This is a genomic window from Marinobacter manganoxydans MnI7-9 (assembly GCF_000235625.1).
GTDB classification, from domain to species: domain Bacteria; phylum Pseudomonadota; class Gammaproteobacteria; order Pseudomonadales; family Oleiphilaceae; genus Marinobacter; species Marinobacter manganoxydans.
In genome coordinates, this window is sequence record NZ_AGTR01000084.1 from 17747 (window position 1) to 44612 (window position 26866).

24 protein-coding genes are annotated in these 26866 nt (G+C 58.2%); 8 read left to right on the forward strand and 16 right to left on the reverse strand.

The genetic code is table 11. From position 1 onward, the window contains the following. Positions 1-96 precede the first annotated feature (96 nt). Positions 97-1377, reverse strand: coding sequence for an NAD(P)/FAD-dependent oxidoreductase (locus tag KYE_RS16985; protein WP_274540920.1), 1281 nt, complete (start codon positions 1375-1377; stop codon positions 97-99). Between the two features lie 184 nt (positions 1378-1561). Between KYE_RS16985 and KYE_RS16990 the strand changes: the two genes are divergently transcribed. Next, positions 1562-3079 (forward strand): aldehyde dehydrogenase, encoded by a 1518-nt coding sequence (locus KYE_RS16990; RefSeq protein ID WP_008175879.1) that lies wholly within the window; start codon positions 1562-1564, stop codon positions 3077-3079. A gap of 74 nt (positions 3080-3153) precedes the next feature. Here KYE_RS16990 and KYE_RS16995 read toward each other — a convergent pair whose 3' ends face one another. Further along, positions 3154-4518 carry a glutamine synthetase family protein gene (locus tag KYE_RS16995; protein ID WP_008175891.1) on the reverse strand — a complete coding sequence of 455 codons (1365 nt, stop codon included), beginning with the start codon at positions 4516-4518 and terminating at the stop codon, positions 3154-3156. Positions 4519-4863: 345 nt separating this feature from the next. On the opposite strand from KYE_RS16995, the gene KYE_RS17000 reads away from it, so the two are divergent. From KYE_RS17000 to KYE_RS17015, 4 genes are read left to right on the forward strand one after another with little or no spacing between them, the layout of a single operon-like run. Further along, positions 4864-5970, forward strand: coding sequence for a polyamine ABC transporter substrate-binding protein (locus tag KYE_RS17000; RefSeq protein WP_008175893.1), 1107 nt, complete (start codon positions 4864-4866; stop codon positions 5968-5970). Between the two features lie 3 nt (positions 5971-5973). Then, entirely contained in the window at positions 5974-7092 is a 1119-nt protein-coding gene (potA, locus tag KYE_RS17005; protein ID WP_008175895.1) for a polyamine ABC transporter ATP-binding protein, read from the forward strand. A gap of 4 nt (positions 7093-7096) precedes the next feature. Beyond that, positions 7097-8026 (forward strand): ABC transporter permease subunit, encoded by a 930-nt coding sequence (locus KYE_RS17010; RefSeq protein WP_008175897.1) that lies wholly within the window; start codon positions 7097-7099, stop codon positions 8024-8026. Beyond that, positions 8019-8846, forward strand: a complete 828-nt coding sequence (locus tag KYE_RS17015; RefSeq protein ID WP_008175898.1) for an ABC transporter permease subunit — start codon at positions 8019-8021, stop codon at positions 8844-8846. Before KYE_RS17010 ends, KYE_RS17015 begins: the two co-directional genes overlap by 8 nt. Positions 8847-8870: 24 nt before the next feature. Here the strand turns inward: KYE_RS17015 and KYE_RS17020 are convergent, their stop codons facing one another. Beyond that, positions 8871-9761: a LysR family transcriptional regulator gene (locus tag KYE_RS17020; RefSeq protein WP_008175900.1), complete on the reverse strand. Its 891-nt coding sequence runs from the start codon at positions 9759-9761 to the stop codon at positions 8871-8873. 104 nt (positions 9762-9865) lie between these two features. Here KYE_RS17020 and KYE_RS17025 point away from each other — a divergent pair, with 104 nt between their 5' ends. Continuing rightward, positions 9866-10306, forward strand: coding sequence for a DoxX family protein (locus tag KYE_RS17025; RefSeq protein ID WP_008175901.1), 441 nt, complete (start codon positions 9866-9868; stop codon positions 10304-10306). 25 nt (positions 10307-10331) lie between these two features. Continuing rightward, positions 10332-11105 (forward strand): DODA-type extradiol aromatic ring-opening family dioxygenase, encoded by a 774-nt coding sequence (locus tag KYE_RS17030; RefSeq protein ID WP_008175902.1) that lies wholly within the window; start codon positions 10332-10334, stop codon positions 11103-11105. A gap of 12 nt (positions 11106-11117) precedes the next feature. Here the strand turns inward: KYE_RS17030 and KYE_RS17035 are convergent, their stop codons facing one another. Continuing rightward, positions 11118-13610 carry an efflux RND transporter permease subunit gene (locus KYE_RS17035; RefSeq protein WP_008175903.1) on the reverse strand — a complete coding sequence of 831 codons (2493 nt, stop codon included), beginning with the start codon at positions 13608-13610 and terminating at the stop codon, positions 11118-11120. Then, complete coding sequence (locus tag KYE_RS17040; RefSeq protein ID WP_008175904.1) at positions 13607-14776, reverse strand: efflux RND transporter periplasmic adaptor subunit; 1170 nt, start codon at positions 14774-14776, stop codon at positions 13607-13609. Before KYE_RS17040 ends, KYE_RS17035 begins: the two co-directional genes overlap by 4 nt. Before the next feature lie 113 nt (positions 14777-14889). On the opposite strand from KYE_RS17040, the gene KYE_RS17045 reads away from it, so the two are divergent. After that, positions 14890-15417, forward strand: coding sequence for a hypothetical protein (locus KYE_RS17045; protein ID WP_008175906.1), 528 nt, complete (start codon positions 14890-14892; stop codon positions 15415-15417). Between the two features lie 81 nt (positions 15418-15498). On the opposite strand, the gene KYE_RS17050 is transcribed toward KYE_RS17045, so the two are convergent. The 11 genes from KYE_RS17050 to KYE_RS17100 all read right to left on the reverse strand — a co-directional run bounded on the left by KYE_RS17050 (position 15499) and on the right by KYE_RS17100 (position 26826). Further along, a complete protein-coding gene (locus KYE_RS17050; RefSeq protein ID WP_008175909.1) occupies positions 15499-16494 on the reverse strand; it encodes a branched-chain amino acid ABC transporter permease in 996 nt (331 codons plus the stop codon). Between the two features lie 2 nt (positions 16495-16496). Next, a complete protein-coding gene (locus tag KYE_RS17055) occupies positions 16497-17384 on the reverse strand; it encodes a branched-chain amino acid ABC transporter permease (protein ID WP_008175912.1) in 888 nt (295 codons plus the stop codon). 106 nt (positions 17385-17490) lie between these two features. Next, positions 17491-18702 (reverse strand): ABC transporter substrate-binding protein, encoded by a 1212-nt coding sequence (locus tag KYE_RS17060; protein ID WP_008175914.1) that lies wholly within the window; start codon positions 18700-18702, stop codon positions 17491-17493. A 72-nt stretch (positions 18703-18774) separates the two neighbouring features. Continuing rightward, complete coding sequence (locus KYE_RS17065; RefSeq protein ID WP_008175916.1) at positions 18775-19497, reverse strand: ABC transporter ATP-binding protein; 723 nt, start codon at positions 19495-19497, stop codon at positions 18775-18777. Further along, a complete protein-coding gene (locus tag KYE_RS17070) occupies positions 19494-20297 on the reverse strand; it encodes an ABC transporter ATP-binding protein (RefSeq protein ID WP_008175919.1) in 804 nt (267 codons plus the stop codon). The genes KYE_RS17065 and KYE_RS17070 overlap by 4 nt, the downstream gene beginning before the upstream one ends. Positions 20298-20375: 78 nt before the next feature. After that, entirely contained in the window at positions 20376-21179 is an 804-nt protein-coding gene (locus KYE_RS17075) for an alpha/beta fold hydrolase (RefSeq protein WP_008175921.1), read from the reverse strand. Between the two features lie 4 nt (positions 21180-21183). Further along, a complete protein-coding gene (locus tag KYE_RS17080; RefSeq protein ID WP_008175922.1) occupies positions 21184-21600 on the reverse strand; it encodes a PaaI family thioesterase in 417 nt (138 codons plus the stop codon). Next, complete coding sequence (locus KYE_RS17085) at positions 21597-23246, reverse strand: AMP-binding protein (RefSeq protein ID WP_008175924.1); 1650 nt, start codon at positions 23244-23246, stop codon at positions 21597-21599. The genes KYE_RS17080 and KYE_RS17085 overlap by 4 nt, the downstream gene beginning before the upstream one ends. Before the next feature lie 172 nt (positions 23247-23418). Beyond that, positions 23419-24480, reverse strand: coding sequence for a proline racemase family protein (locus tag KYE_RS17090; protein WP_008175927.1), 1062 nt, complete (start codon positions 24478-24480; stop codon positions 23419-23421). Next, a complete protein-coding gene (locus tag KYE_RS17095) occupies positions 24480-25622 on the reverse strand; it encodes a zinc-binding dehydrogenase (protein ID WP_008175929.1) in 1143 nt (380 codons plus the stop codon). The genes KYE_RS17090 and KYE_RS17095 overlap by 1 nt, the downstream gene beginning before the upstream one ends. 100 nt (positions 25623-25722) lie before the next feature. Beyond that, a complete protein-coding gene (locus KYE_RS17100) occupies positions 25723-26826 on the reverse strand; it encodes an AI-2E family transporter (protein WP_008175930.1) in 1104 nt (367 codons plus the stop codon). Positions 26827-26866: the final 40 nt, after the last annotated feature.

Below are 26866 nucleotides of genomic sequence, written 5' to 3' on the forward strand. Positions count from 1 at the left end.
TAAATCCCGGCTGTGGGCCGGGAGCGAATAGCGGGCCGACTGATTACAAATTTAAACGTTGATGAAACGGGTACTGTTTCACAGTTTTCCGGGGACTCAAACGCCCAACCTGTCCCGCAGCGCATAGTACCAGGCTCCCATCGCCGTCAACGGCACCCGGAAGGCGCGCCCACCCGGGAACGGGTAATGCGGCAGGCTGGCGAACGCATCAAACCGTTCCGCCTGATCCTGGATTGCCAGTGCCAATGCCTTGCCTGCCACGTGTGTGAAGGTAACCCCATGGCCGGAGCAACCCTGGGAGTAGAACACGTTCTCGTGCAAGCGCCCGAGCTGTGGCAGGCGCGACAGGGTCAGCAGGAAATTGCCGGTCCAGGCGTAATCGATCTTCACATTCGCCAGTTGCGGGAAGGTTTTCAGCATATTCGGGCGAATCAGCCGTTCGATGTTAGCCGGGTCGCGGGCGCCGTAGACCACGCCACCGCCGTAGATCAGGCGGTTGTCACCCGACAGCCGGAAGTAGTCCAGGAGGTAGTTGCAGTCTTCGACGCAGTTGTCGTTCGGCAGCAACTGCCTGGCAACGGCCTCCTCCAACGGCTCGGTAGCAATAATCTGCGAGCCGCAGGGCATGGATTTGGCCCCGAGCTCCGGCACCAGGCCGCCAAGATAGGCGTTGCCCGCCAGGACAACCGTTTGCGCCCTCACCTCGCCCATGTCGGTTTTAACGGTTACGGTTTTACCGGGGGCGATGCTCGTTACTGTGGAGTGCTCGTGAATCACGCCGCCACGCGACTCGAGGGCCGCGGCTTCGCCGAGAGCCAGATTGAGCGGATGAATATGGCCGCCGGTGTGATCAATGGCGCCGCCGACATACCGTTCCGTGCCAACCCGGGAACGGATGGCATTCCTATCCAACAGTTCCAGTTGGTCGTAACCGAACCGGCGCCACAGCGCTTGCTGAGATTCCAGGTGCCTGAGCTGCTTTGGATTGAGCGCTGCGAAAATACCGCCTTCTTTCAGGTCGCACCGAATGCCGTAACTCTTCACCCGCTGGCGAATGATCTGGCTGCCCTCAAAGGCCATCTCGGACAGCAGTTTCAGGTGGACTTGAGAGGTCTGTCTTTCGATGCTGTCCAGATCCCGGCTGAAGCTGTTAACGATCTGGCCGCCATTGCGCCCCGAAGCACCCCAGCCGACCGTCGCTGCCTCCAGAACCACCACCCTGAAGCCAGCTTCCGCCAGGAACAGCGCTGTCGAAAGGCCGGTGTAGCCGGCACCGACGACGCAAACATCGGCCTCGCAAGACCCTCGCAGCGCCGGGCGCACAGGGGCCGAATTGGCGGAAGCTGCGTAATACGAGGGAACCGGGGGATACTCGATCATTATGTGACGCCAGAAAAGGTGATAGAGACGTTCAGGATCAGGCTGCAACGATGCGCGCCGCAGGAAGTCTATGCCAGCACCGCGCGTTCGGAAAGACACGTTCTTATACCTATATCGCGGGCGGCGCCTGCGGATAAAAGTGCTGCTATGATTGCTCAACTCTACAGCCTGCGAGGCGTCCATGAATCAACCCGTCAGCTCTTCCACACCGACCAGCCAGGCCGAATGGCAGGCCCTGGCCACAAACCTCACTCTGGAGGGCCGCGCCTATCTGAACGGCGCCTATCAATGGGCGGCCAACGGCGAGACGTTTACCTCGGTCAGCCCGATTGACGGGCGCGAGCTGGCCTCTATTGCCAGTTGCGATCAGAGCGATGCCGACCAGGCCGTTAGGGCTGCAAGGGCCGCCTTTGAGGCGGGCATCTGGAGCCAGCTGGCACCGGCAAAACGCAAGGCGGTGCTGCTCCGGTTCGCTGACCTTATCGAAGCCCACGGCGACGAGCTTGCCCTGCTGGAAACCCTGGACATGGGCAAACCCATCAACCACGCCAGGAATGTGGATGTGCCGGCCACCGCCCGGGCAATCCGCTGGACCGCCGAGGCCATCGACAAGGTCTACGGTGAACTTGCCCCCACGCCTCACAACCAGATCGGCATGATCTCCCGTGAGCCGATGGGTGTGGTGGCGGCCATCGTGCCCTGGAACTTTCCGATGATTATGGCGGCCTGGAAAATTGCCCCGGCCCTGGCTACTGGTAATTCCGTCATACTGAAACCCTCCGAGAAATCGCCCCTGAGCGCCATTCGCCTGGCCGCCCTGGCCGGGGAAGCGGGCGTTCCCGCCGGCGCTTTCAATGTGCTTCCAGGCTATGGTCACACCGTGGGCAAGGCCCTGGCGCTGCACATGGACGTGGACTGCCTGGTGTTTACCGGGTCCACGAATGTGGCCAAGCAACTGATGATCTACGCCGGCCAATCCAACATGAAACGGGTATGGCTGGAGGCCGGTGGCAAGAGCCCCAACATTGTCTTCGCCGATGCGCCAGACCTGAAAAAGGCCGCTGCCGAGGCGGCAAGTGCCATTGCCTTCAATCAGGGCGAAGTGTGCACTGCCGGCAGTCGCCTGCTGGTCGAGAACAGCATTCGTGCCGAGTTTGTAAGGCTGATATGCGAGGCCCTGAAAACCTGGCGTCCCGGCCATCCGCTGGACCCGGCGACTACCTGTGGCGCGATCGTGGATCAGGCCCAGCTCGATCGGATCATCGACTACATCGGCATCGGGCAGTCTGAGGGCGCACGCCTGGTGGAAGGTGGGCAGCGGATTCTGGAAAACACGGGCGGCCTGTTTGTTCAGCCCACGGTGTTTGACGGGGTGAATAACCAGATGCGCATTGCCTCGGAGGAAATCTTCGGGCCGGTGCTTTCTGTCATCGGGTTCGATACCGCAGACGAAGCCGTTGCCATTGCCAACGATTCCATCTACGGCCTGGCTGCGGCGGTGTGGACCTCCAATATCAATACCGCCCATAAGGTAGCCAAGGCCCTGCGAGCCGGCAGCGTGTGGATTAACCACTATGACGGCGGCGATATGACCGCACCCTTCGGTGGCTTCAAGCAGTCCGGCAACGGGCGCGACAAATCTGTGCATGCCTTCGACAAGTACACGGAACTGAAAGCCACCTGGCTGGTGCTGGAGTAGTTCGGAATAGTTAGTCGCAGTCCGGCAAACGAAAAACGGCGCCTTCAAGGCGCCGTTTTTTATCCCGGAATTGATCAGACCGTGTGCAGGTACCAGAGATATTCGAGATCAGAGATGGTCATCTCGAATTCGTTCAGTTCATGCTCCTTGCAGGCGACGAACACATCCAGAAACTGGCTGCCGAGATAATCGGCCATCACTTTCGATTGCCCCAGCTCCCGCAAGGCATCCCGCAGGTTATTCACCAATGAGGCTTCGTGCTGTTCATGGGCATTACCCACAGTGACCGGTGGTGGCTCTATCCTGTTGGAGATGCCGTAGTGAATGCCCGCCAGCACGGCTGCCATCAGCAGATACGGGTTGGCATCGGCACCGGCGACCCGGTGTTCAATTCGCAGGGCCTCCGGATCACCGCCCGGCAGACGCAGCGACGCAGTGCGGTTGTCCACGCCCCAGGTGGCGGCGCTGGGAACGTAGTACTCCGGGCTGAACCGGCGGTAGGAATTGATATTGGGGCAGAACAAGGCCATGGCGTCGTTCATGGTGGCGACCAATCCACCCACGGCCCAGCGCAACATGTCGTTTGGCTGCTCGGCGTCGCCGGCAAACACGTTACGGCCTTCGCCATCCACCAGGCTCACGTGCAGGTGCATGCCACTGCCGGCCTGGTTGTGATAGGGCTTGGCCATGAACGTGGTGTCCATTTCATGGTCGTAGGCCATGTTCTTGATCAGACGCTTCAGCAGAGTGGCGTGGTCGCACGCCTGCACCGCGTCATCCACGTAGTGCAGGTTGACCTCAAACTGCCCGGGCGCGGACTCGGCTACCAGCGCATCCGCCGGCAGCTCCTGCTCATGGGCGGCATCCAGCACGTCCGCCAGGAATTCAGCGTATTCGTCCAGATCATCAATGGAATAGGCCTGCGTGCCCGCCGGGCGTTTGCCAGAGAGGGGTGATTTGGGTGGCTGAGGGCGACCGGCGAGGTTTTCCTGGTCAATCAGGTAAAACTCCAGCTCAAAGGCCGCCACGGGAGTCAGCCCCAAATCCTCAAAGCGCTTGATGATGTTCTGCAAGACCACCCGCGGATCTGCGAAAAACGGTGTCTCGCGATCCAGCTCATACATGGTCAACAGAAGTTGCGCAGTGGGCCGCTTCTGCCAGGGTTCCATAGTGAGGGTATTTTCAATGGGCAGACAGACGCGGTCTGCCTCGCCAATATCCAGGCCGAGGCCGGTTTCTTCCACCGTAGTGCCCTGAATGTTCAGGGCAAAGATGGACGCCGGCATAGCCACACCGCGCTCAAACACCTTCGCCAAAGCAGACGGGTCTACCCGCTTGCCGCGAACAATACCATTCATATCCGGGATCAGCAGATCAACAAACTGCAGTTCGGGGTGTGCCTGAAGGAACGAGTCGGCACTCGTAGAACCAGAAGCCATAAGGGAAGCCATCCACAACGCAAACAGGCCTGGTGCCGAGGAGCCGGCGCAGGGGTTTCAACACTCCTTTATCCCGCTTTCCGGGGTGTTTGGCAAGATAGGGACATACCACAAATCCCGGAGTAAAATTTTTATAGCGCAACCCCGCATCTCATGATAAATATCGCGAGAATTCGGCAGGTTCCCCACCGCCGTTTCCAGGACAAGCCTTAAAGGAGTCAAAAGGCGGCGACCGGTTCTTCCCGGGACAACAGCCACCTGCGGCCACCCTCAGCAGACCTGCACAACACCGCGTGCGTCCTGCACGTTTTGTATTTATCCCTTTTGAGTGAGGGACATCATCCAATGTTGAAGTTGTGTAAGCCACAGGCGCTGGCCGCCTCTGTTGCGTTGTCTCTGTGTGCCTCTTCCGCGTTTGCCGCCGAGGAAGTGCGTGTCTACAACTGGTCCGATTACATCGCCGAGGACACCCTGGCGAAGTTCACGGAAGAAACCGGCATCAAGGTGATCTACGACGTTTACGACAGTAACGAGATCCTCGAAGCCGCCCTGCTTTCCGGTCGTTCCGGCTACGATCTTGTTGTGCCGTCCAACCACTATGTGGCCAAGCAGATTTCTGCCAACGCCTTCGTAGCGCTGGACCACAGCAAGCTGCCGAACATGAGCAACCTCAACCCGGATCTGATGGACGATCTGGAAAAGGTTGACCCGGGTAGCCAGTTTGCTCTGCCTTATCTCTGGGGCACCAACGGCTATGGCTATAACGAAGGCCGTATCCAGGAAATCCTGGGTGACAGCGCTCCCACCGATTCCTGGGCCCTGGTATTCGATCCTGAAGTCACCGGCAAGCTTGCCGCCGGCGGCTGCGGTATTGCCATGCTGGATTCCGGCGAGGAAATGGTTCGTGCTGCCATGGCCTACATTGGCCTGGACCCGAACAGCAACAACGCCGACGACATCAGGAAAGGCGGCGAGGTGATCAAGGCCATTCGCCCGAACATCACCTACTTCCATTCGTCGCGTTACATTGCTGACCTGGCCAACGGTGACCTGTGTGTGGCTGCCGGTTACTCCGGCGACATCCTGCAGGCCGCCGCACGCGCCGAGGAAGCCGAGAACGGCAACGTGATCCGCTACACCATTCCCAAAGAAGGTGCAGTCCTGTGGTTCGACATGATGACCATCCCGGCCGGCGCACCGAACGTTGAGAACGCCCACAAGTTGATGAACTTCCTGATGCGTCCGGAAATCATCGCGGACGTGACCAACTATGTGTGGTACGCCAACCCGAACAAGCCGGCCAACGAATTCGTTGATCCGGAGATTCTGAGCGATATCAGCATCTACCCGACCGATGAGGTGATGAAGAAGCTGTACATCATGGAAGGCCGGCCTCAGGACGCCCAGCGTCTGATGACCCGCACCTGGACCAACGTGAAGTCTGGTCGCTAAGCGGTGGAAAACGGCAACAACACCTCCGCGCAAGCGGAGGTGTTACTCAGCATTCGGAGCATTTCCAAAAGCTTTGATGGCACGCTGGCCGTGGACAATGTGAACCTGGACATCCACAAGGGCGAGATCTTTGCCCTTCTGGGTGGTTCCGGTTCCGGCAAGTCCACCCTGCTACGCATGCTCGCAGGTTTTGAAACGCCCAACGCCGGCTCCATCATGCTCGACGGCCAGGACGTTACAGCTCTGCCCCCGTTCCTGCGCCCGACCAACATGATGTTCCAGTCCTATGCTCTGTTCCCCCATATGACGGTGGAGCAGAACATTGCCATGGGCCTGAAACAGGACAAGTTGCCGAAAAGCGAAATTCGCGACCGGGTGGCCGCCATGCTGAAGCTGGTCAAGATGGAACCCTATGCCCGGCGCAAACCCCAGCAGCTTTCCGGTGGTCAGCAGCAACGCGTTGCCCTGGCCCGCTCACTGGCCAAACGTCCCAAGCTGCTGTTGCTGGACGAGCCCATGGGCGCCCTGGACAAAAAGCTGCGTACCGAAATGCAGCTGGAACTGGTGGAAATTCTGGAAAACGTGGGCGCCACCTGCCTGATGGTGACCCACGACCAGGAAGAGGCCATGACCATGGCCAGCCGCATCGCCATCATGGCGCAGGGCCGGATTGTCCAGATCGGCTCGCCCATCGACATCTATGAGAGCCCGAACAGCCGCATGACGGCAGAGTTTATTGGCTCGGTGAACATTTTCGAGGCCCACATCCGGGAAGACGAGGCCGACAGCGTTACTTTGACCAGCGACCTGCTGGATGCCCCGGTTTTTATTGATCGCGGCGTGACCACGCCGGCGGAAAGTACCGCAACACTGGTAGCCCTTCGCCCAGAGAAGATCTACCTGACCCCGGACAAACCGGACGGCGAGCACAACTGGAGCTGCGGAACGGTGGACAACATCGCCTATCTGGGCGACATCACGTCCTACTACGTAAAGCTGGCCAGCGGCAAACGCGTTCAGGCGACCATGGCGAACGTGGAACGCCGTGGCGAGCGGCCAACCTGGGGTGACAGGGTATTCGTATCCTGGGAAGCCTCCAGCCCCATCCTGCTCTGGAACTGAGCCAATGAGACGGAAACTTTTACCCACCCCTCTGACCGAGCGGGTGCGTGCAGTGCTGTTTAATCGCCGGGTGGTGTTCGGTATCCCGTTCCTGTGGCTGCTGCTGTTCTTCCTCCTGCCTTTTGCGCTGGTGCTGAAGATCAGCCTGACCTCGGCGGTGATGGCCATCCCCCCTTACGAGCCTGTATTCCGGTGGGTGGACAACACCCTCTCGGTGGTGGTGAACATTGGCAACTACCTGTTCCTGCTTTCGGACAGCCTGTATGTCGCCGCCTATTGGGGGTCGGTGAAGACAGCATTCCTGGCAACGGTGGTGTGCCTGCTCATCGGCTACCCCATGGCCTACGCAATGGCCCGTGCTCCAAAACATTGGCAACTGGTGTTGCTGTTGATGGTAATGCTGCCCTCCTGGACCTCGTTCCTGATCCGGGTTTATGCGTGGATGGGCATCCTCGGCAATCAGGGGCTTCTGAACAGTTTTCTGATGTGGTTGGGTTTTATCGATCAGCCGCTCAAGATGCTGAACACCAACTTCGCGGTGGTGCTGGGCATTGTCTACGCCTATCTGCCATTCATGGTGCTGCCCATTTACACCAACTTGGTGAAGTTGGATGTGCGCCTGCTGGAGGCGGCATCAGACCTGGGCTGCCGCAGCCTGACCACCTTCTGGGCCATTACCCTGCCCCTGTCGAAGGCCGGCATTCTGGCCGGTTCCATGCTGGTGTTTATTCCCGCGGTGGGCGAGTTCGTTATCCCGGAACTGCTGGGCGGGCCGGATACGCTGATGATCGGCAAGGTGTTGTGGGAGGAGTTCTTCAACAACCGCGACTGGCCGGTGGCGTCTGCCCTGGCGATCGTGATGCTGTTGTTGCTGCTGGTGCCGATTGTGCTGTTCCATCGGTTCCAGGCCCGGGAGATGGAAAAGCATGGTTAAGTCCCGCTCCTTCAGTTTCTCCAAAGTGATGCTGGTTCTCGGCCTGCTGTTCCTGTACCTGCCAATGTTCGTGCTGATCGTGTATTCGTTCAATGCGTCCCGGCTGGTGTCGGTGTGGGCCGGCTTCTCAACCCAGTGGTACGGCGAGCTGTTCCGGGATGAGCAGATTCTGTCGGCGGTGTGGATGAGCCTGCGGATTGCCTTCTACTCCGCCAGCATGGCGGTGTGCTTGGGCACGCTGTGTGCGTTCGTGATCACCCGGTTCAAGAAGATGCGCGGGCGCACACTGCTGTCCAGCATGATTACCGCGCCGCTGGTTATGCCAGAGGTAATCACGGGCCTGTCGCTGCTGCTGTTGTTCGTGCAGATGGCCCAGACCATCGGCTGGCCGGTGGATCGTGGCATGGCCACCATCTGGATCGCCCACACCACCTTCTGCAGTGCCTATGTGGCGGTAGTGGTGTCGGCCCGGTTGCAGGAAGTGGATCGCTCCATCGAGGAGGCGGCCATGGACCTGGGCTGCACGCCCCTGAAAACCTTCTTTGTCATCACCCTGCCTGTGATTACCCCGGCGCTGGTATCAGGCTGGCTGCTGGCGTTTACTCTGTCGCTGGATGATCTGGTGATTGCCAGCTTCGTTTCCGGGCCGGGTGCAACAACACTGCCGATGGTGGTGTTTTCGTCTGTGAGAATGGGGGTTTCGCCGAAGATCAACGCGCTGGCCACCCTGATCATCGTGGCGGTATCGCTGATTGCGTTTATTGCCTGGTATCTGATGCGCCGGGCGGAACGCAAACGGCTGCAGACACCGGACGCCTAGCGTCCAGAGGCCCCGCTCGCGTCCTCACAGGGCATCGGGAAAGGCAGAGACAAGGTAGTCAACCAGCGCACGGACTTTGGGTGTGACGAACTTGCGGGTGGGATAGACGGCGTATACGCCAAGCTCGGTGGAACGATACGCTGGCATCAGCTCCATCAGGCGCCCGGCTTCGAGATCTTTATGCACCAGAAAGCCGGGCTGGAGAACAATGCCCTGGCCGGCCAGGGCAGCACCGCAGCAGGTTTCACCGTTGTTGGCGTACATCCACGGCCGCACCCGCACACTAGTGGCGCCTTCCGGGCCTTCAAAGGGCCAGTCGTTGCCCGTGGTGAAGTTGCTATAACCGATGATCCGGTGGCTGGTCAGATCTTCCGGTTTGGCTGGGGAACCGTGGGTGGCGATGTAATCCGGCGAGGCACAGGCAATGAGCCGGGTAGAGGTGATCCGTCGGCTGACCAGCGTGGAGCTCTGCAATGTGGCAATGCGGATGGCCAGATCAAAGCCTTCCTCAACGATGTCCACCAGCCGGTCTGAAAGATCAATCGACAGCTCCACATCCGGATAGCGGGCGTGAAATTCTCCCCACAAAGGTGCCAGGTGGCTGATTCCGAAGCTGACCGGCGCGTTCACCCTTAGCGTGCCTCTTGCGACATCATTGCGGGAGGTAATTTCCGCTTCTGCCTCTTCAACACCGGCCAGCAACTCCCGGCATCGGACATAAAACACCTCGCCCTCCCCCGTAAGCGACAGGCGGCGGGTGGTCCGCTGCAACAGCCGAACCCCTAGACGGGTTTCCAGCTCGCTGACATAACGCGAGACAGCGGCCTTGGACATCCCCAGATTCTCCGACGCAGCCACAAAGCTCCCCGCCTCAACCACGGTGCAGAACGTCTGCATCTCCAGCAATCGATCCATTGTTTCATTTTCCGGAACAGTTAATTCATTAAAGCCACGTTTATCCCTTTTATTGATATTTGTAAAGTACCCACATGCTCACAACACACCCAAGGAGATTCATCATGAACAACGCATTCCTGAACAAACTGATCGCCACTGACGCAGGCTGGGGCGCTCTGGCCCTTCGAATTCCCGTCGGTATCATTTTCGCCGCTCATGGCGCCCAGAAACTGTTTGCCTGGTTTGGCGGCTATGGCCTGGAAGGCACAGGACAATGGATGGATTCCATCGGGCTGAGTCCCGGCTACCTGATGGCCTTGTTGGCCGGCGGTGCGGAATTCTTTGGTGGCCTGGCTCTGATCATCGGCCTGCTGGTTCGCCCCGCCAGCGCGGTACTGGCATTCGCCATGCTGATCGCCATTTTCAGCGTTCATATCGGCAACGGCCTGTTCATGAGTAACAATGGTTACGAGTTTGGCCTGGCCTTGCTGGCCGTATCGGTATCCCTGGTATTCAGCGGCGCAGGCCGCGCGTCCATTGACCGCGCGATTGCAGCCCGATAACCACCGCAACCCGGAGGAGCAAATCATGAGTCTGTTTGTTTCCCACGGCGCTCCCACCTTTGCGCTGGAGCCGGGCCTTGCTGGCCCGGCCCTGACAGAGCTGGGCAAACGCCTGACCCGGCCCGCAGCTGTGCTGGTGGTTTCACCACACTGGATGACGGAAGAAATCCGGGTAGGCGTCTCGGAAACACCCGAGACGATTCACGATTTTCGGGGTTTTCCACCCGAACTCTATAACCTCGACTATCCGGCACCAGGCCATCCGAAACTTGCGCGAACTGCTCTGGCGTTGTTGGAGGCAGGGGGCTGGAAGGCCAGTGCTGACGAGACCCGGGGGCTGGATCACGGGGCCTGGGTGCCAATGATGCACCTGTTCCCTGATCATTCGGTTCCGGTATTCCAGGTTTCGATGCCAACGGATCTTGGGCCTGCGTCTGCCTGGCGGTTGGGCCAGACCCTGCAGCCGCTCGAGCATGATGGTGTGCTCATCATCGGATCAGGCAGCCTTACCCACAATCTGTATGAGGTTCGCTGGGGTGACCCGAACGCATCCGGGTATGCGAGGGAATTCACGGATTGGGTCCGTGCCAAAGTGCAGGACGGCGACCATCAGCAACTGATAGCAGCGTTGGAGGAGGCCCCCCATGCCAAGCGGGCGCACCCAACCACCGAGCATTTTCTACCTTTGCTGGTGGCCGCCGGTGCAGCCGGGGAGCAGCAACCCGGCGGGCTGATTGATGGCGGGATCGAACACGGTGTTCTGGCCATGGATGCCTTCGTTTTTCAGCACCCAGCCTGAACGGTCAGCGAACTACGCTGCCGGTTGGCGGCGGTCCCGGACAGACTGGATCCATTTGTAAAATACCGGGACCAGCAATGTGCCCAGAACGGTGGCGGCAACCATGCCACTGAGAACCGTAATACCGAGGCTTACCCGGCTTGCAGCCCCGGCGCCACTGGCAAAGCCCGCTGCCGCCTCCCCGGAGATGGTTACCGAGCGCTTCAAGTTGAAATGCTGGATGCTTGAGGGCCCGAGCACAGGCTGGAGCGAAGCCAGCGTGGTCAGTGGCACCATGTCGCCATCCCGGTTGCGGACAAAGTAATGGGACAGGTCCTCCGGACGCTGCCGGAACTCGCCTTCGGCCTGAAGAAGTACGCGGTAGTTCTTACCGAACCGGGTGAAGTCATTCACGTAGAGCGAGCCGAGCTGGGTCTGCAGGGTAGAGAAGATATCGGAGAGCTCAATACCCAGGGCCTTGGCTTTATTCCTCTCAACCTCCAGCAGATATTGCGGAATGTTCGCGCGATAGGTGCTGTAAACACGGGATAGCTCTTTACGCTGATTGGCCTCGTAGATGAGACCATTCATCACCTGGGCCAGTTCCGAGACATCCCTGCCCTGGTTGTCTTGCAGCCGGAAATTGAAGCCGGAGGAGGTACCCAGGCCCGGAATCGGAGGCGGGTTGAAGACCATCACCTGGGCCTCGGGGATTGTCCAGAGCCCGGAGTAGAGCCGGGGGATCACCGCGCTCAGCCCCAGAGCTGGCTCTTCCCGGTCTTCCCAGTCCTTGAGCATGACGATTCCCAGACCGTTGTTGGTGGCAGCGCCGCCCAGCAACGAGAAGCCAGACACGGTGATGAAATCGGTCACTGCCGGATCTTCCAGAACCATATCAGTAACTTTGCCGAGTACGGCTTCGGTGCGCTCGAGGGAAGCAGCATCGGGCAATTGCACATCCACGAACAGGAAGCCCTGGTCTTCCGGCGGCACGAACGCCGATGGCACGGATTTGAACAGGCCGGCCCCAGCGACCAGTATCACCACCAGGGTCACGCCAACGAGAGCGCCTTTGCGTAGCAGCTGCACGACCAGCTTTGAGTAACCACCGGTTGTTCGCGTAATCAGTAACTCGAAGGGCCGGAGCCAACCAATGGTCTTTTCTCCGCCTTTTCCGAGCAGCGCGACGCAAAGGGCCGGGCTGAGGGTAAGAGCGTTTATGGAGGAGATGATCACGGCTACCGAGATGGTGACCGAGAATTGTTGGTAGAATTTTCCGGTGATCCCCGGCATGAAGGCCACCGGTACGAACACGGCCAGCAACACCAGCGTGGTGGCAATCACCGGCCCTGTGACTTCCGCCATTGCCTTGGTAACTGCCTCTCGTATCGGCAGCTTCTCCTCGGCAAGGATGCGCTCAACGTTCTCGATAACCATGATGGCGTCATCCACCACAATGCCAATCGCCAGAACCAGCCCGAACAGCGTGATGGTGTTGATGGAATAACCCAGCACAGCCATAACAGCAAAGGTGCCGATCAGGGAGACCGGGATCGCGATACTGGGAATCAGCGTGGCCCGCCAGTTCTGCAGGAACAGGAACACCACCAGGATCACCAGGCCGACGGCCTGGAACAGGGTAACGATGACTTCGCTGATGGAGCGGCTGATAAACTCCGTGGTGTCGTACAGTACGGTGTGATTCACACCCTCCGGAAAACTCGCGGACGCCTCATCAACCAGTGCTTTTACCCGTTCCGCGACCTCCAGAGCATTGGCATCGGGCAGCTGGTAGATCACCAGGAATGCCGTGTCCTGATTGTTCAGTTTCGCGGTGGAGGTATAGGAACGGGAGCCCAGTTCGATACGCCCGACGTCTCTGAGGCGCACAAAACCGCCATCGGGCCTTGAGCGGAGAATGGTCTGGGCGAACTCGTCGGGATCTGACAGGCGCTCCCGGGTCTGAATGCTGTAGACAAACTGCTGGCCCGCAGGCACGGGCGGCTGGCCGAGTTTGCCGGCCGCGACAATCTGGTTCTGCTCACGAAGCGCGGCAGCAACCTCGGCGACGGTCACATCCAGTGAGGCCATCCGGCGGGGATCCAGCCAGACTCGCATGCTGTAATCTTTCGCGCCCATCACTTCCGCAGAACCGACGCCTGGCACCCGACCAAGGGCTTCGACCAGGTTATTGGAGGCGTAGTTGCTGAGAAAGACGCCGTCGAGATCCGGTCGCTCGGAGGTCAGGTTGATACCCATCAGCATGTTGCCAGCCTGCTTGCTGACCACCACGCCCTGTCGCCGGACTTCATCGGGCAAAAACGGTTCCGCCAGGGCAACGCGGTTCTGGACGTTTACCTGGGCGCTGGCCCCGGGAAGCGATGCGGTCACCTGAACCTGGGGCGGGGCCATGTCCGGATACATATTGACCGGCAGAATGCGTAACGCCAGTAGCCCGGCCAGGGTAATCAGGATGGAAATAACAAACGCAAACTTCGGTCGATGGATAAAAACCCGGCTGATCATTGGCTCGCCTCACCCGTCTGGATGAGTGCTCCGGTTTGCGGGTCAATCTGTTTTTGAGCAGCACTGACTGTGACTCCGGGCCGAACTTTCTGGAGGCCCTCCACAATCACCTGGTCACCGGCTTCGAGCCCTGAGTTGACCACCAGCAGCGCTCCTTCCCGAGAGCCGGTCTGGATGAAGTGCTGGGCAACCTGATTCTGGTCATCAACCACCAGAACAAACTTTCCTTCAATGGTCTCCTGAACCGCTACCTGAGGGACAAGCACCTTGGCCTCACCCGACTGCCCCTCAACCCGGAGTGTCACGTACAGGCCTGGCACGAGGACCGCATCGGGATTGGGGAAGACCGCTCGCATCTCGACGGTCCCCGTACTGGCATCGGTCTGTACGTCGGCGAAATCCAGCACACCAGGCTGCTCATAGCGCTCGCCATCTGGCAGGGTAAGATAGAGCCCCAGGGATCTGGATAGCGCTTGAGCAGATTCCGCTCCCCGGCGGCGGAAGTTAATAAAGTCAGCCTCATTGATCTGGAATTCGACGTAGACAGGGTCGGTAACCTGGATAGAGGTTATTGCTCCAGAAGAGGGACTGACCACGGCTCCTACGTCATAGTTCAGGCGGCCGATCCAGCCATCAAAGGGTGCTCGTATTTCAGAGTACTCGAGGTTACTTCCTGCCTTCTGAACGGCCGCCTGGGCAGCCTGAAGGCGGCTTTCAGCTGCGCTGAAGCGGTCTTTGAGTTTGTCCAGGTCTGCAGCCGACAGGAAGCCTTTCTCCGACACTTCTTCCCCTCGTTTCAGATTTCGGCTCGCAGAATCCACTTCGGCGCGGGCCGCAGCCAGTTCTGCATCCGCCTGTTGGAGATCAGCGCTTGCGCGAGTGTCCTCAAGCCGGATCAGGAGCTCGCCCTGGCTGACTTTCGCGCCCTCGGTAAAAAGAATTTCCCGGATTTCCGCTTCTATGCGCGGCGTGATATCCGCTTTGGCGGAAGCGGCCGTTCTGGCAACAAACTCCCGGGAAGGCCGGATTTCACTGGCCTCAAGTACCACCACGGAAACGGCAACGGGACTGGTTTGCTTTGGCTCCTGAGGCTCGGAACAGCCTGCCAACAACAAAACTGCACACAGTGAAACTACGGCAATGCGGAATTTCTTATAGCCTTCCATCGTCTGTCTTCCCTGAAATGGCAGTCTCTTGGCGGGGTTCAATCAAGTCGAAAATAAGATTAGTCGAATCTTTGCTATATTTCCCTGAATCGTTCGTTTCAGAGATCCACTCAATGAAAATCCCCAAAACCGTAAAATTTACTTCCGTCATCATCGGGCTTTCCCTGGCGGGATGCTCAATTCAGAACACGCTGTCACTGGGCGTTGACGATCCCTGCGCCTCACTGAAAGGCATCGTTGCTGATTACCCCTCTGGTTTTGAGGCTTACCGTGGCAGCTCCAATAGTTTCAGCTCGGTAACTGTCTACAATGCCAAAGAACAGATAATCCGCGGACACTGCGAAGTCTGGAGCTGGGCCAATAACGACAGCGCCTACGTCTGCTCCGGCAATACTCCCAACGACGAGGTGGCGACCACCAGGTACAACACGGCTGTAAACTGGATGGGGCAGTGCCTGGGTGATAGCTGGTCAAGCACTGAAGGGGAAAGAACGAGGGATGGGATGAATGCAGGAATGGTCACCCGGTTCAGCGCGGCTGAGGCTGGGAAACCGAATGTATCGGTTCACAAGGTGGCCTTCCGCGGCGATTCAGCGGTTTATGTGTATGTGGGTACACCCAGTCGTTTGGCGGAGTTCTAACCCGAGAAACCCTGCCAGTTGAACAACAAAAAGGGCCACCCCCAGAGGTGGCCCTTTTTGTTTTCCGAGCTAAAGCAGGCGTCAGCCCAGGTTCTTTTTCACGAACTTCTGGATCTCTCCCACGATACCGCTACGGAATGCCAGTACCGTCAGGACGAAAATCCCGCCGAGGATTGGGTCCACCCAGTCACGCAGGGCACCCTGGGACAACTGGTACTCGATGTTCACCACGAAGGTGGCACCAACCACCGGGCCCAACAGTGTTCCCATACCACCAACCAGAGTCATCAGGATGACCTCGCCCGACATATGCCAGTGGGCATCGTTGAGGGAGGCAAGCTGGAACACCACAGACTTCATGGAACCGGCCAGACCGGCCAGGGCCGCCGAGATGACGAACGCGAGCACCTTGTAGCGATCGACGTTGTAGCCCAGGGAGACGGCACGGGGTTCGTTCTGCTTGATCGCCTTCAGCACCTGGCCGAACGGACTACCGACGATACGCTGTACCAACAGGTAGCAGGCGATGAACACCGCCAGGACGAAGTAATACATGTTCAGGTTGTCTTCAAGATTGATGAAGCCCAACAACTCGCCACGAGGAATGCCGTGCATACCGTCCTCACCACCCGTGAATTCAGACTGGACGAAGAAGAAGAACACAAGCTGGGCAAGCGCGAGGGTTACCATCGCGAAATAGATACCCTGGCGACGAATCGACAGCAACGCAAAGCCAGTACCGAGCACTGTGGCCGCCAGCGTACCGGCGATGATGCCCATCTCGGTGCTTAGCCCGCTGTAATTACTGAGCAGGTAACCGGTGGTGTAGCCCCCTGTGGCCAGGAAGGCTGCGTGGCCAAATGACAACAGGCCGGTGAAGCCGAACAGAAGGTTGAACGCCACCGCAAACAGCGCGAAGCACAGGATCTTCATGAGGAAGACCGGATAGATCATGAACGGTGCCGCCAGCAGGAGGAGCAGCAGGACACCGTTCAGCATCATCTTTTTGCGATCCTGAGCGGCCTGTTCCTGAACGATAGCCTTGTGAATGTCGGCGGAATTGACTGGCTGATTCATGGTTATGCCTCCTTACCGAACAAGCCACTGGGCCGGAACATAAGAACCAGAACCATGACCAGGAAGATGATCGCCGAGGATGCCGGCGGGTAGAAGGTTTTGGTGAGCCCTTCAATCACGCCCATCAGAATACCGGTGATGATGGCGCCGCCGATGGAGCCCATACCGCCGATAACCACCACGGCGAAGACCGTAATCAGTGTGGCCGACCCCATGACCGGTGTCACCGAGTAGATGGGCGCGGCCAGAACACCTGCAAAGGCTGCCAGCGCAACACCAAACCCGTAGGTGAGGCTAATCAGAAGCGGCACGTTAATGCCAAAACCCTGCATCAATTGAGAGTCTTCCGTGCCGGCCCGCAGGTAGGCGCCCAGCTTGGTTTTCTCAATCACGAACCAGGTTGCAAAGCAGACGACCAGTGCCGCTACGATGACCCAGGCCCGGTAGTACGGCATGAACATGAAGCCGAGGTTTACGCCACCCTTGAACATGTCCGGCATGGTGTAGCGAAGCCCGGAAACCCCGAACCAGTTCACCAGTACACCCGAGATGATCAGCGCGACGCCGAACGTCAGCAGCAGACTGTAGATGTGATCCTGCCCCGCAATGCGACGCAGCAGAAAATATTCAATGGCGACACCGAAGGCACCAACCAGAAGTGGCGCCAGCAATAAGGCGACCCAGTAATTCACGCCCAGATAGTCGAACATCAGGACGGTGGTCAAAGCACCGAGCATATACATTGCGCCATGGGCAAAATTGATGATCTTCAGCAGACCGAAGATGACCGCGAGCCCAAGGCTCAGAAGGGCGTAAAAGGCGCCGTTGATTATTCCGATCAGGAGCTGGCCGGATAGCACAGCTAAAGGGACGCCGAAAATCATGGACATTGGGCTAACTCCAGAAGCAGCACAGGGATTGTTTTTTGGCTTTATTCTTTTCCGTTTTCATGGGTTCGCCCTGCCCTGTTGCAGGACGAACCCATAACGGTCGCTTTTAGTTATTGACCAGCTTGCACTTGCTCTCGGAGAGCGGACGGTAGGACTCTTCGGCCGGGATGGTCCGCAGAATCTTGTACAGATCCCACTCGTTCTTGGACTCGGCCGGGGTCTTCACTTCCGCCAGGTACATATCGTGCACCATGCGGCCGTCAACGCGGATCTTGCCGTTCTTGGCAAACATGTCGTTGATCGGAGTGTCCATCATCTGCTTGCGCACAGTCTGGGCATCGTCAGAACCGGTGGCCTCTACGGCTTTCAGGTACTGCATGGCGCTGGAGTAGATGCCAGCGTGAACCATGGTCGGACGCACGCCGGTTTCTTCCATGAAGCGATCAGACCACTCACGGGTTTCATCGTTCATGTCCCAGTACCAACCGGTGGTGAGCTGGATACCCTGGGCCGTCTGAGCGCCAAGCGCATGTACGTCAGTCAGGAACAGCAGCAGTGCCGCCAGAGTCTGGCCGGACTGGGTTACGCCGAACTCACTGGCGGTGGTGATGGCGTTGGTTGTGTCGGCGCCGGCGTTTGCCAGACCGATAACATCAGCACCGGATGCCTGAGCCTGCAGGATGAACGATGAGAAGTCCTGAGTGGGGAACGGATGACGCACTGAACCGATGATTTCACCACCGTTGGCTTCGACCACGCGAGTCACGTCGCCTTCCAAAGCATGACCGAAAGCGTAATCGGCAGTCAGCATGTACCAGGTTTTGCCACCTTCTTTAACGACCGCACTGGCGGTGCCGTTGGCCAGCGGATAGGTGTCGTAAACGTAGTGGATGTGGTTCGGGGTACAGTGCTCGTTGGTGATGCTGGAAGCCGCTGAACCGGAAATGATACCGAGGCGATCGTGCTCTTCCAGAATCTTGCTCACGGCGATGGAAACAGAGGAAGCCACCATACCGGCTACGAGATCGACATCCTCGTTCTCAACCCAGCGACGTACGGTGCTGGATGAGGTATCCGGGCTGTTACGGTCATCGGCGCTCACCACTTCAATCTTGGCGCCATTTACCTGGCCACCAAAATCGGCAATCGCCATTTCCAGGGCTTTCAGCCCGTTGGGGCCTGCCAGATCACGGTAAGTGCCGGACATGTCCGCCAGATAACCGATCTTGACCGTGTCGTTGGAAATGGCCGCCTGGGCTCCGCCTACCATCATGGCTGATGCAACGGCTGATGTCAGAAGCTTTTTCATCATTGTCATTGTTGTATCTCCGCTACTGTCTTGCGTTGGTTCGGGTTGTTGTTACTTTTCTTGCTCTCGTCCTATCCGGGATCAGACCCCCAAATAGCCATCCAGCACCGACTGTTTTGCACTCAGTTCGTTGGCGCTGACTTCTTCCACAATCTGACCGTGCTCAACAACGTAATGACGGTCGGCTAACGGTGCTGCGAAGTGGAAATTCTGTTCAACCAGGACAATGGTCAGGCCCTTGTTTTTCAGGGCAATCAGGACCTCTCCCAGCTTTTCTACAATAACCGGGGCCAGGCCCTCTGTGATCTCGTCCAGCAACAGCATGTTGGCGCCGGTGCGCAGAATACGCGCCATGGCCAGCATCTGCTGTTCGCCTCCGGACAGCTTGGTGCCCTGGCTGAAGCGACGTTCATAAAGGTTGGGGAACATGTTGTAGATTTCTTCCAGGCTCATGCCGCCGCTACGCACAACTGGCGGTAGTGTCAGGTTTTCCTGGACACTGAGTGAGGAAAAAATGCCCCGATGTTCGGGGCAATACCCGACACCCAACCTGGCAATATGATGAGGTGCACAGGACATTGTCTCCTCACCATTGATCATAATGGAGCCGGTGCGCCGGCCAACCATATTCATGATGGCTTTGAGCGTTGTGCTACGGCCCGCGCCATTGCGACCCAACAACGTCACCAGTTCCCCGCGGTTCACCACCATGTCGATGCCGTGGAGGATGTGAGATTCGCCGTAAAAGGCGTGCAATCCGGACAGTCGCAGCTGTTCGTACTCGCGGTCGGATTTCGTGGTCATTGCGCTGCCTCCGCCTGATCATTGTCGGCGGTGGTGCCGCGCTCGCCGCTACCATCACTGCCCATATACACCTCGCGAACCCGTGGATCGCCGGAAACCGTCGCGTAATCGCCTTCGGTCAGAACAGCGCCCTGAGCCAGTACGGTGATGCGATCACAGAGTTTGCTGACTACGCTGAGGTTGTGCTCAACCATCAGGACAGTTCGTCCTTCGGCAGCCTTGCGTACCAGTTCCACAACGCGATCAACGTCTTCCGAACCCATGCCCTGGGTTGGCTCGTCCAGCAACAAAAGTTGGGGCTCCATGGCAAGCGTGGTGGCCAGTTCCAACGCCCGTTTGCGCCCGTACGCCAACTCAACCGTGGTGGTGTTGGCGAATTCAGCCAGGCCCACGGCGTCCAGGAGCTCCATGCAACGCTGGTTGAGCTTGTGCAGGGAGTTACCGGATTTCCAGAAACTGAAGGAGGTGCCCTCGAACGTCTGCAAGGCTACCCGGATGTTCTCCAGCGCGGTCATGTGTGGAAATACGGCTGAGATCTGAAACGAGCGAACAATGCCCTGGCGGGCGATGGCGGCGGACTTCATGGTGGTGATGTCCTGATCCTTGAACAGGATCTGGCCCCGGGTCGGGATCAGGAATTTGGTGAGCAGATTGAAGACCGTGGTCTTGCCGGCACCATTGGGGCCGATCAGGGCGTGAATGTGGCCTTTCTGGACCTTCAGGTTCACGTCGTCGACCGCAACAAAGCCCTTGAATTCTTTGACAAGGTTACGGGTCTCCAGAACGTACTGTTCACTCATGAGCCAATCTACCTTTGTTATTGTTGTGCGTTTTATCTGACTACCAGATTAGATTGACGTATACGTAAACGTCAACACTTAATTGCAGTTTTTAAGTACACTCTCGCTACGCAAAAAGTCGTATAGGAGTTCTACTACCTGGTCCTGCTTTTCCAGGTGTGGCGAGTGCCCCGCATCCTCGAGAAGAACGCCGCGGGCCTTTGGTCCGATGCCGGCAACGATATCCGTGACCTGCTCCGGCACTCCGTATTCGTCGTTTTCTCCCTGAATGATAATAGCCGGACATTCAATTGCCGCCAGCCAGCGACTGAAATCCATCGCCGCCTGAAACCCTTCGTCACGCCAGACTGTCTGCCAGGCGTTGAAAAGATCGTCAGTCCGGTTGCCGTGATAGCGCGCCAAACGATCCCGGATATCCGTCTCCCGGTAACGTACAGCCATTTCCTCGATACCAGCGAGGGTCAGGTGATCGGCATAGATGTGCGCCGCCATGGTCGCCAGCGCCTTTACACGGCCCCCCATGGTGCCGGCAGTCACGAGGGCAATGGAACCACCGTCGCTGTGCCCTATCAGCACCACATCCCTGATTTCGAGCTTGTCCAGGAGACGGGGCAACCACTGTTCGCCAGCTGTCTCAAGGTAATCGTGTGGGCGCGGGAGCTCTTCATCGGAAGAATGGCCATAGCCCTGACGATTGTAGATCAGCGCGTCGCAGCCGGTTGCTTTCGCGAGCTTTTCCGGAAACTTACGCCACAAGGCGATGCTGCCCAGGGACTCGTGGAGAAAAACCAGCACCGGCCCTTTCGGTTCCGCGTGCTGGATTCGCCTGACTTCCAGCTCAATACCGTCGCCTATCGGCACCATCATGTCACGAATCTGCATGGGATTACCGGTTTGGCGGAATTGAATAGGTCATGGTGGAGTGAGCAACCGGCTCTTCGGCACCTTCCGAGTAAACGAACACTTCGCCCACGCCCATGGTACGGCCGACTTTCAGCATGGTGGCACGGGCCCAGATGGGCTGATGCGCCACCGGCTTGCGCAGAAAATTAATGTTCAGATTGGTGGTCACCGCCAGGGGAACCAGGCCAATCTTGCTCAACAGCGCCGCATAAAGGGTGACATCCGCCAGCCCCATCATGGCCGGCCCGGAGACGGTGCCCCCGGGCCTGAGATGCGCCTCATCCACTTCCAGTTTCATTTCTGCCCAGCCATCCCCGAGCTTCTGCAGGGTGCCGTAGGCCTCCCCCTGCGGAAACTGCTCGTCAAGGAAGGCCTGCAGCTCTTCGAACGTAATGATCATGCGCCGATTTCTTCCTTGGCCTGATTACGCAGGACAAACCGCTGGATCTTGCCGCTGGGAGTCTTCGGCAGCTCATCGACAAACTCAATCTCCCGGGGGAAGGCGTGGGTCGAGAGCCTGCGACGAACCAACTCCTGCAGTTCGTCTTTCAGGGCCTGTTCGTCTCCAAGAGCGTAATCGCCCTTGATCACCACATAAGCCTTGATGATGGAACCGCGCTTTTCGTCCGGCTTGCCGACAACGCCGGACTCCGCCACAGCGGCGTGCTCAAGCAGCGTGCTCTCGACGTCTGCCGGTCCCACCCGGTAGCCGGCCGTGGTGATGATGTCATCATCCCTGCCACTGAAGGAGAAGTTGCCATTGCCGTGGTTGATGACCATGTCACCGGTGAGGTAGTAGCCGTTAACGAACGGGTCCTTTTCACCCCAGGTGTAACCGTCGAAGTGAAAAAGCGGGGACGCTTTTACGTCAACCGCCAGCTGACCAACTTCACCCTCGCCTACAACCTCGTTTTTCTCGTTCAGCGCGACCACCTTGTGGCCAGGAGAAGCATAGCCCATGGAGCCTTCACGGACCGGATGCGCCAGACCGTGGAAGTTGCAGCAGGTCATGCCAGTCTCGGTCTGGCCGTAATGATCTTTAACCGGGCAGTAGTGACGGTTGCGAATCCAGTTCACCACTTCCGGGTTCAGAGGCTCGCCGGCACTGCTGGCAACCCGAAGGCCCAGGTTCTCGCCTTCCGGCAGCACGTGATCGTTTGCCTTGAGCAAACGGTAAGCCGTAGGCGCCGCAGCCAGGTTGGTGATCTTGTACTTGCGGATCATGTCGTAGGTGGATTCCGGGGTAAAACCACCCGGGTTGAAGTGCGTGGCGTGGCCCATCAGCAGCGGCCCAACCACGGCATAGTAAAGACCGTAGGCCCAACCGGGATCGGCCACGTTCCAGAACCTGTCACCATCCTGCAGATCAATGGCGTATTTCATGTAAACGTAGAACGCCAACAGCGCTTTGGCCGGTACCGCAACCCCCTTGGACTTACCCACGGTGCCAGAAGTGAACATCTGCAGGAATGGATCGTCGCCCTTGATCATGACAGGCTCGAAATCGCTCGACTGGGCCGCCAGGGTCTCTTCGAAGTCAGGGATGTCCGCGCCAATCTCACTGGCGTTTACACCCACAATCGGCGGGCAGACCTTGACGTCGTTCAGCTTGGGATAGTTCTCCGGGTTGGTCACCACCAGCTTGGTGCTGGCTCGCTCGAACCGGTACTCAATGGCCCCGGAACCAAAGGCCGTGAACAGCGGCTGATACACGGCACCAGCACGCAGGGTTCCGGCGATAACGATCAGCAGCTCCGGAGTGCGCGGCAGGAGTGCAGCCACCCGGTCGCCCTTTCCGATGCCCTGGGATTTCAGATAATTGGCAAAACGCGCAGAGGCCTCTTTCAGCTCGGCGAAAGTCAGAGTGCCGTCACCGCCATCTTCGGTTTCGTAGTAAAGCGCAACCCGACTCGGGTCATCTGCCCATTTGTCGCAGATTTCGTGACAGACATTGAGCCCGCTATCCAGACGTCCATCCAGGATGTCCGCTTCCAGAGCAGCAGGATCGAAGTTGTTGTAAACGTCGGTATATTCCGGAAGGCTCATTCTCAACTCCTGTTGTTTTTATCATTGAAAGCACGGGTCAAGGTTTAGCACAGGCTTCACTTTACGTAAAGGTAAACTTTAGACCAAAAAGGAAGAAATCTGTGTGGCTTTATGAGCAGGAAAAGCGGGTGCGACAGGCCTGCCGCACCCTTGAAGGGATCAAACACGAAAATCAGGATTTCGGCGTAATCTTCCCGGGATGGCGGCTTGAAAGTATGTGGTGCAGGGAGTCGCATTCCACCATGGGATCATCGCAATTGACCACGATGTCGGAGCGGGCAATGACATAACCCTTGCCGGTGATGCTGTTTTTGATCACCTGGTACTCACCCTCTTCCTCAACCGAAGTGAATTCACCGATAAAACCCGTCTCTCTGAGGGAAACGGTTTCCAGCTTGTCGCCCGGCTTGATACTGCCTTCGTAGTTCATCAACGCCAGACGGGCGGACGTGCCAGTGCCCGTTGTGCTCCGACAGATCACCCCGGGATGCACATAGGTTGCCGAGCGGGACCGGTAATAGCCCTCTGCCACATGTTCCACAGGGCCCATGAAGTGCAGGAACGGCAGTGGCCCTACGTCGCCAAGCGTATAATGGGAAAAGCCCCGCTCTGCCTGAATCGCCTCGACAATGGCGTGGGCGGTTTCTGCGAGTTTGCGTTCTTCGTCCAGGGTCAGATCGAAGCCCATGCTGGCTGCATCCACCAGCGCATAAAAGCCGCCGCTGTATGCAACACTGTAGGTAATCTCGCCCAGCGAAGGCACGTCGATGGTGGCCTTGTAGGTGTGGATATAGCTGGGCAGACCCTCACAGGTGATGGCTTCTACCACTCCGTCGTGCACCGTCGCCTCAATCTGGACCAGTCCGGCGGGCGATTCCAGTATAAAACTCTGCTGGCCTTCCTGTTTGGGCACAATGCCCGCTTCCAGCACCGCAGTAGCCGTGCAGATGGTGTTGGAGCCCGAGTAGATAGGGTAGCCCATGACTTCCATGATGATGTAACCGGCGGCAGCTCGCGGATCCGTGGGCGGCACCAACAGATCCACAGACATTTCCGGTATCCCGTAGGGCTCTTCCAGCAAAAGCCGGCGTAGACCGTCGGCGTCATCCCGCAGGTACTCCATCTGCGCTCGCACGGTATCACCGGGCAAAAGATCAATGCCACCGGTCACGATCCGGCTGACATCACCGCCGGCATGGGTATCCATCAACTGAATGGTAAGTTCCGGTTTCATCAAGCGCTCTCCAGTGACCAGGGTTGGCCGTGTTCTTCCCATTGTGAGTCGGGAACGATCACGATCTTGCCGAGATAATTACTACCCCGGTTCACAAAATATTCTTCTGCCCGGTGCAGATCAGAGAGCCGAAACGCACCGTGCAGAACCGGTTTCAGTTGCCCTCCCCGGATCCAGGCCATAAGTTGTTCCGCCTCTTCGCGGGTGCCATGAGATACCCCGAAAATCTGTACCTGGTAGAGGTAGATCCGGGTCCACAGGATTTCGCTGATGTTGCCTCCACTTGCCCCTGCAATACTCAGTCGCGGGTAGGTGCTGCGGGCGTTCATATCGAAGATCATGGTATCGATGAACACATCGGTCATCTCTCCGCCCACCAGATCCATCACCGCATTAATGGGCTTGCCTCCGGTTTCCGCTTTCACCCGATCTACAAAGCTGTCCATATCGGAGCGATCCAGCACCGCCTCGGCGCCCAGTTCCAACAGCGCTGCCGCTTTGTCCTGTTTACTGAGAGCATAGGGAATAGCCCCCATAATTCGGCAAAGCTGGATCAGGGCCGTGCCAACGCCCCCGCTCGCGCCGGTCACCAGGACCCGCTCTCCGACCTTGATGTTGGCCGAGGTAAGCATGTGCATGGCGGTCTGGTAGGAACACATGCCCATGGACGCCACTTCGGCATCCGCCAGTTCGGCATTGGGTATGTGATGGAACTGGTCAGCCGGCAGCGCTACGTATTCCGCGTAACCGCCGTCGGCACCGTGGCCGTAGTAATCGGGCGTGAGATTGATGTCTCGGCGGTCATTGGCGTAGATGTTGAAATCCAGAAGGCCCCGTTCTCCAATGCGGGACTCATCCACACCGTCACCAACAGCCACAACGCGCCCGGCGATGTCGGCCCCCTGGATCCGCGGAAAAACCAGCGTGGGCTTGCCACCCATCTGGAAGGATGTCATTTCGCCTTTTTTGGTTGGATACAGCCCTTCCCGTGCCTTGCGGTCGGTGTTGTTCTTCGCCGTTGCCGTAACCTGAACAAGCACCTGACCGGCTCCGGGCGCAGGAACAGGCACGTCCTTGTACTCCAGTTTATCGACATCACCGTGACCGGTAAGAACCATGGCTTTCATGGTGTTCGGGATCATGGGCTGACGATCCTCCCTGTTTGCTGAATTTCGGGTATTCAAAGAGGATAGGTGAGTTTACCGGGCGTGTCAGTGCGTGTTGCGGGTATCCATTATCAGACTACCGGGCAATCACTTTATAGACAGGGCGCAGCTTGGGAATCTGCTTGAGTACCACCTGGATGACCGTCATCAGAGGCACCGCCAGGAGCACGCCCACCGGCCCCCAGAGCCAGCCCCAGAAGAAGATCGAGACGAAGATGATCACCGGATTGATTGCCATCCGAAAGCCGTGAATCCAGGGTTCGATAAAGAACCCGACCAGCGTGGTCAAACCGAGGAAGCCCAGTGGCGCAATGGCCATCATCCAGAACTCATCAAGGCTAATGGCTGAGACAATCGTCAGCATGGAGATAGAGAGAATAACCCCCAGATAGGGAATGAACCGCGCAAGCCCGGCGACCAGCCCCCACACAGCCGGATCCGGCAGCCCGACGGCCCAGCAGATCAGGCCCGTTGTGGTGCCGACGGCCAGGTTACTCAGGCCGAGAACGCCCAGGTACTGGGCAATCTGATGCTGAGAATCGTGGGTAATCCGAAGCACGGTTTTCCGCTGATCAATGGGCAACTGACGGACAAAGTTCTTGATCAGACGATCACCGCTCACCAACAGGAAATAGGTCAATGCCAGTGCCAAAGCCAGGCCAGCGATGCCGTTCCGGGCTTTGGTCATCAACTGGTTGCGCCATGAATCCGTCTGCAGAACAACCGTCGTTGGCTGTTGCCTTTCTGACTCCGAGAGCTCCTCAACGGACTTTTCAACCTGTTCCGCAGACTCGGAGACTCTGGCGATCTGGCGACTGATTTCGCTCTCGCCCACCAACAGCCTCGATATCCCCTGGGGCACTTCCTCAACCCACTTGAGGGCAGGCGTCGCGACGGCCAGTGTAATGCCGACGATGCCGGCGAGCACCAGGAGCACAAACACCAGGGAGCTGATCATCCGGGGAACTCGCCACTTAACGTATGCCTTTTTGACCAGGGGCGAGAGCAGCAGGCTCGTCATTACCGCAAGAATGATGGGCAGGACAATCTGATGAGCAACGTACAGGGTGTACAGGATTCCCAGGCCGAACAAACCGTATATCGGCGTGGCAAGATCCGATGAAATCAGCAGGCGCTTGTTCTCACCCGCCGGTTCCTTATTTGTGGATTGGTCTTCCATGATGAAGCCTGTATACCGTGAAAAAAAGCTGGCCCGGTAA

Excerpts from the sequence above, each read along its gene's own strand:
- KYE_RS17055 (WP_008175912.1), bottom strand. The coding sequence starts at position 17,384 with ATGTCCATGATTTTCGGCGTCCCTTTAGCTGTGCTATCCGGCCAGCTC.
- KYE_RS17070 (WP_008175919.1), bottom strand. The coding sequence starts at position 20,297 with ATGAGTGAACAGTACGTTCTGGAGACCCGTAACCTTGTCAAAGAATTC.
- KYE_RS17060 (WP_008175914.1), bottom strand. The coding sequence starts at position 18,702 with ATGACAATGATGAAAAAGCTTCTGACATCAGCCGTTGCATCAGCCATG.
- KYE_RS17025 (WP_008175901.1), top strand. The coding sequence starts at position 9,866 with ATGAACAACGCATTCCTGAACAAACTGATCGCCACTGACGCAGGCTGG.
- KYE_RS17065 (WP_008175916.1), bottom strand. The coding sequence starts at position 19,497 with ATGACCACGAAATCCGACCGCGAGTACGAACAGCTGCGACTGTCCGGA.
- KYE_RS17085 (WP_008175924.1), bottom strand. The coding sequence starts at position 23,246 with ATGAGCCTTCCGGAATATACCGACGTTTACAACAACTTCGATCCTGCT.
- KYE_RS17000 (WP_008175893.1), top strand. The coding sequence starts at position 4,864 with ATGTTGAAGTTGTGTAAGCCACAGGCGCTGGCCGCCTCTGTTGCGTTG.
- KYE_RS17075 (WP_008175921.1), bottom strand. The coding sequence starts at position 21,179 with ATGCAGATTCGTGACATGATGGTGCCGATAGGCGACGGTATTGAGCTG.
- KYE_RS17035 (WP_008175903.1), bottom strand. The coding sequence starts at position 13,610 with ATGATCAGCCGGGTTTTTATCCATCGACCGAAGTTTGCGTTTGTTATT.
- KYE_RS17095 (WP_008175929.1), bottom strand. The coding sequence starts at position 25,622 with ATGATCCCGAACACCATGAAAGCCATGGTTCTTACCGGTCACGGTGAT.
- KYE_RS17045 (WP_008175906.1), top strand. The coding sequence starts at position 14,890 with ATGAAAATCCCCAAAACCGTAAAATTTACTTCCGTCATCATCGGGCTT.
- KYE_RS17090 (WP_008175927.1), bottom strand. The coding sequence starts at position 24,480 with ATGAAACCGGAACTTACCATTCAGTTGATGGATACCCATGCCGGCGGT.
- KYE_RS16990 (WP_008175879.1), top strand. The coding sequence starts at position 1,562 with ATGAATCAACCCGTCAGCTCTTCCACACCGACCAGCCAGGCCGAATGG.
- KYE_RS17080 (WP_008175922.1), bottom strand. The coding sequence starts at position 21,600 with ATGATCATTACGTTCGAAGAGCTGCAGGCCTTCCTTGACGAGCAGTTT.
- KYE_RS17030 (WP_008175902.1), top strand. The coding sequence starts at position 10,332 with ATGAGTCTGTTTGTTTCCCACGGCGCTCCCACCTTTGCGCTGGAGCCG.
- KYE_RS17015 (WP_008175898.1), top strand. The coding sequence starts at position 8,019 with ATGGTTAAGTCCCGCTCCTTCAGTTTCTCCAAAGTGATGCTGGTTCTC.
- KYE_RS17050 (WP_008175909.1), bottom strand. The coding sequence starts at position 16,494 with ATGAATCAGCCAGTCAATTCCGCCGACATTCACAAGGCTATCGTTCAG.
- KYE_RS17010 (WP_008175897.1), top strand. The coding sequence starts at position 7,097 with ATGAGACGGAAACTTTTACCCACCCCTCTGACCGAGCGGGTGCGTGCA.
- KYE_RS16995 (WP_008175891.1), bottom strand. The coding sequence starts at position 4,518 with ATGGCTTCTGGTTCTACGAGTGCCGACTCGTTCCTTCAGGCACACCCC.
- KYE_RS17020 (WP_008175900.1), bottom strand. The coding sequence starts at position 9,761 with ATGGATCGATTGCTGGAGATGCAGACGTTCTGCACCGTGGTTGAGGCG.
- KYE_RS17100 (WP_008175930.1), bottom strand. The coding sequence starts at position 26,826 with ATGGAAGACCAATCCACAAATAAGGAACCGGCGGGTGAGAACAAGCGC.
- KYE_RS17040 (WP_008175904.1), bottom strand. The coding sequence starts at position 14,776 with ATGGAAGGCTATAAGAAATTCCGCATTGCCGTAGTTTCACTGTGTGCA.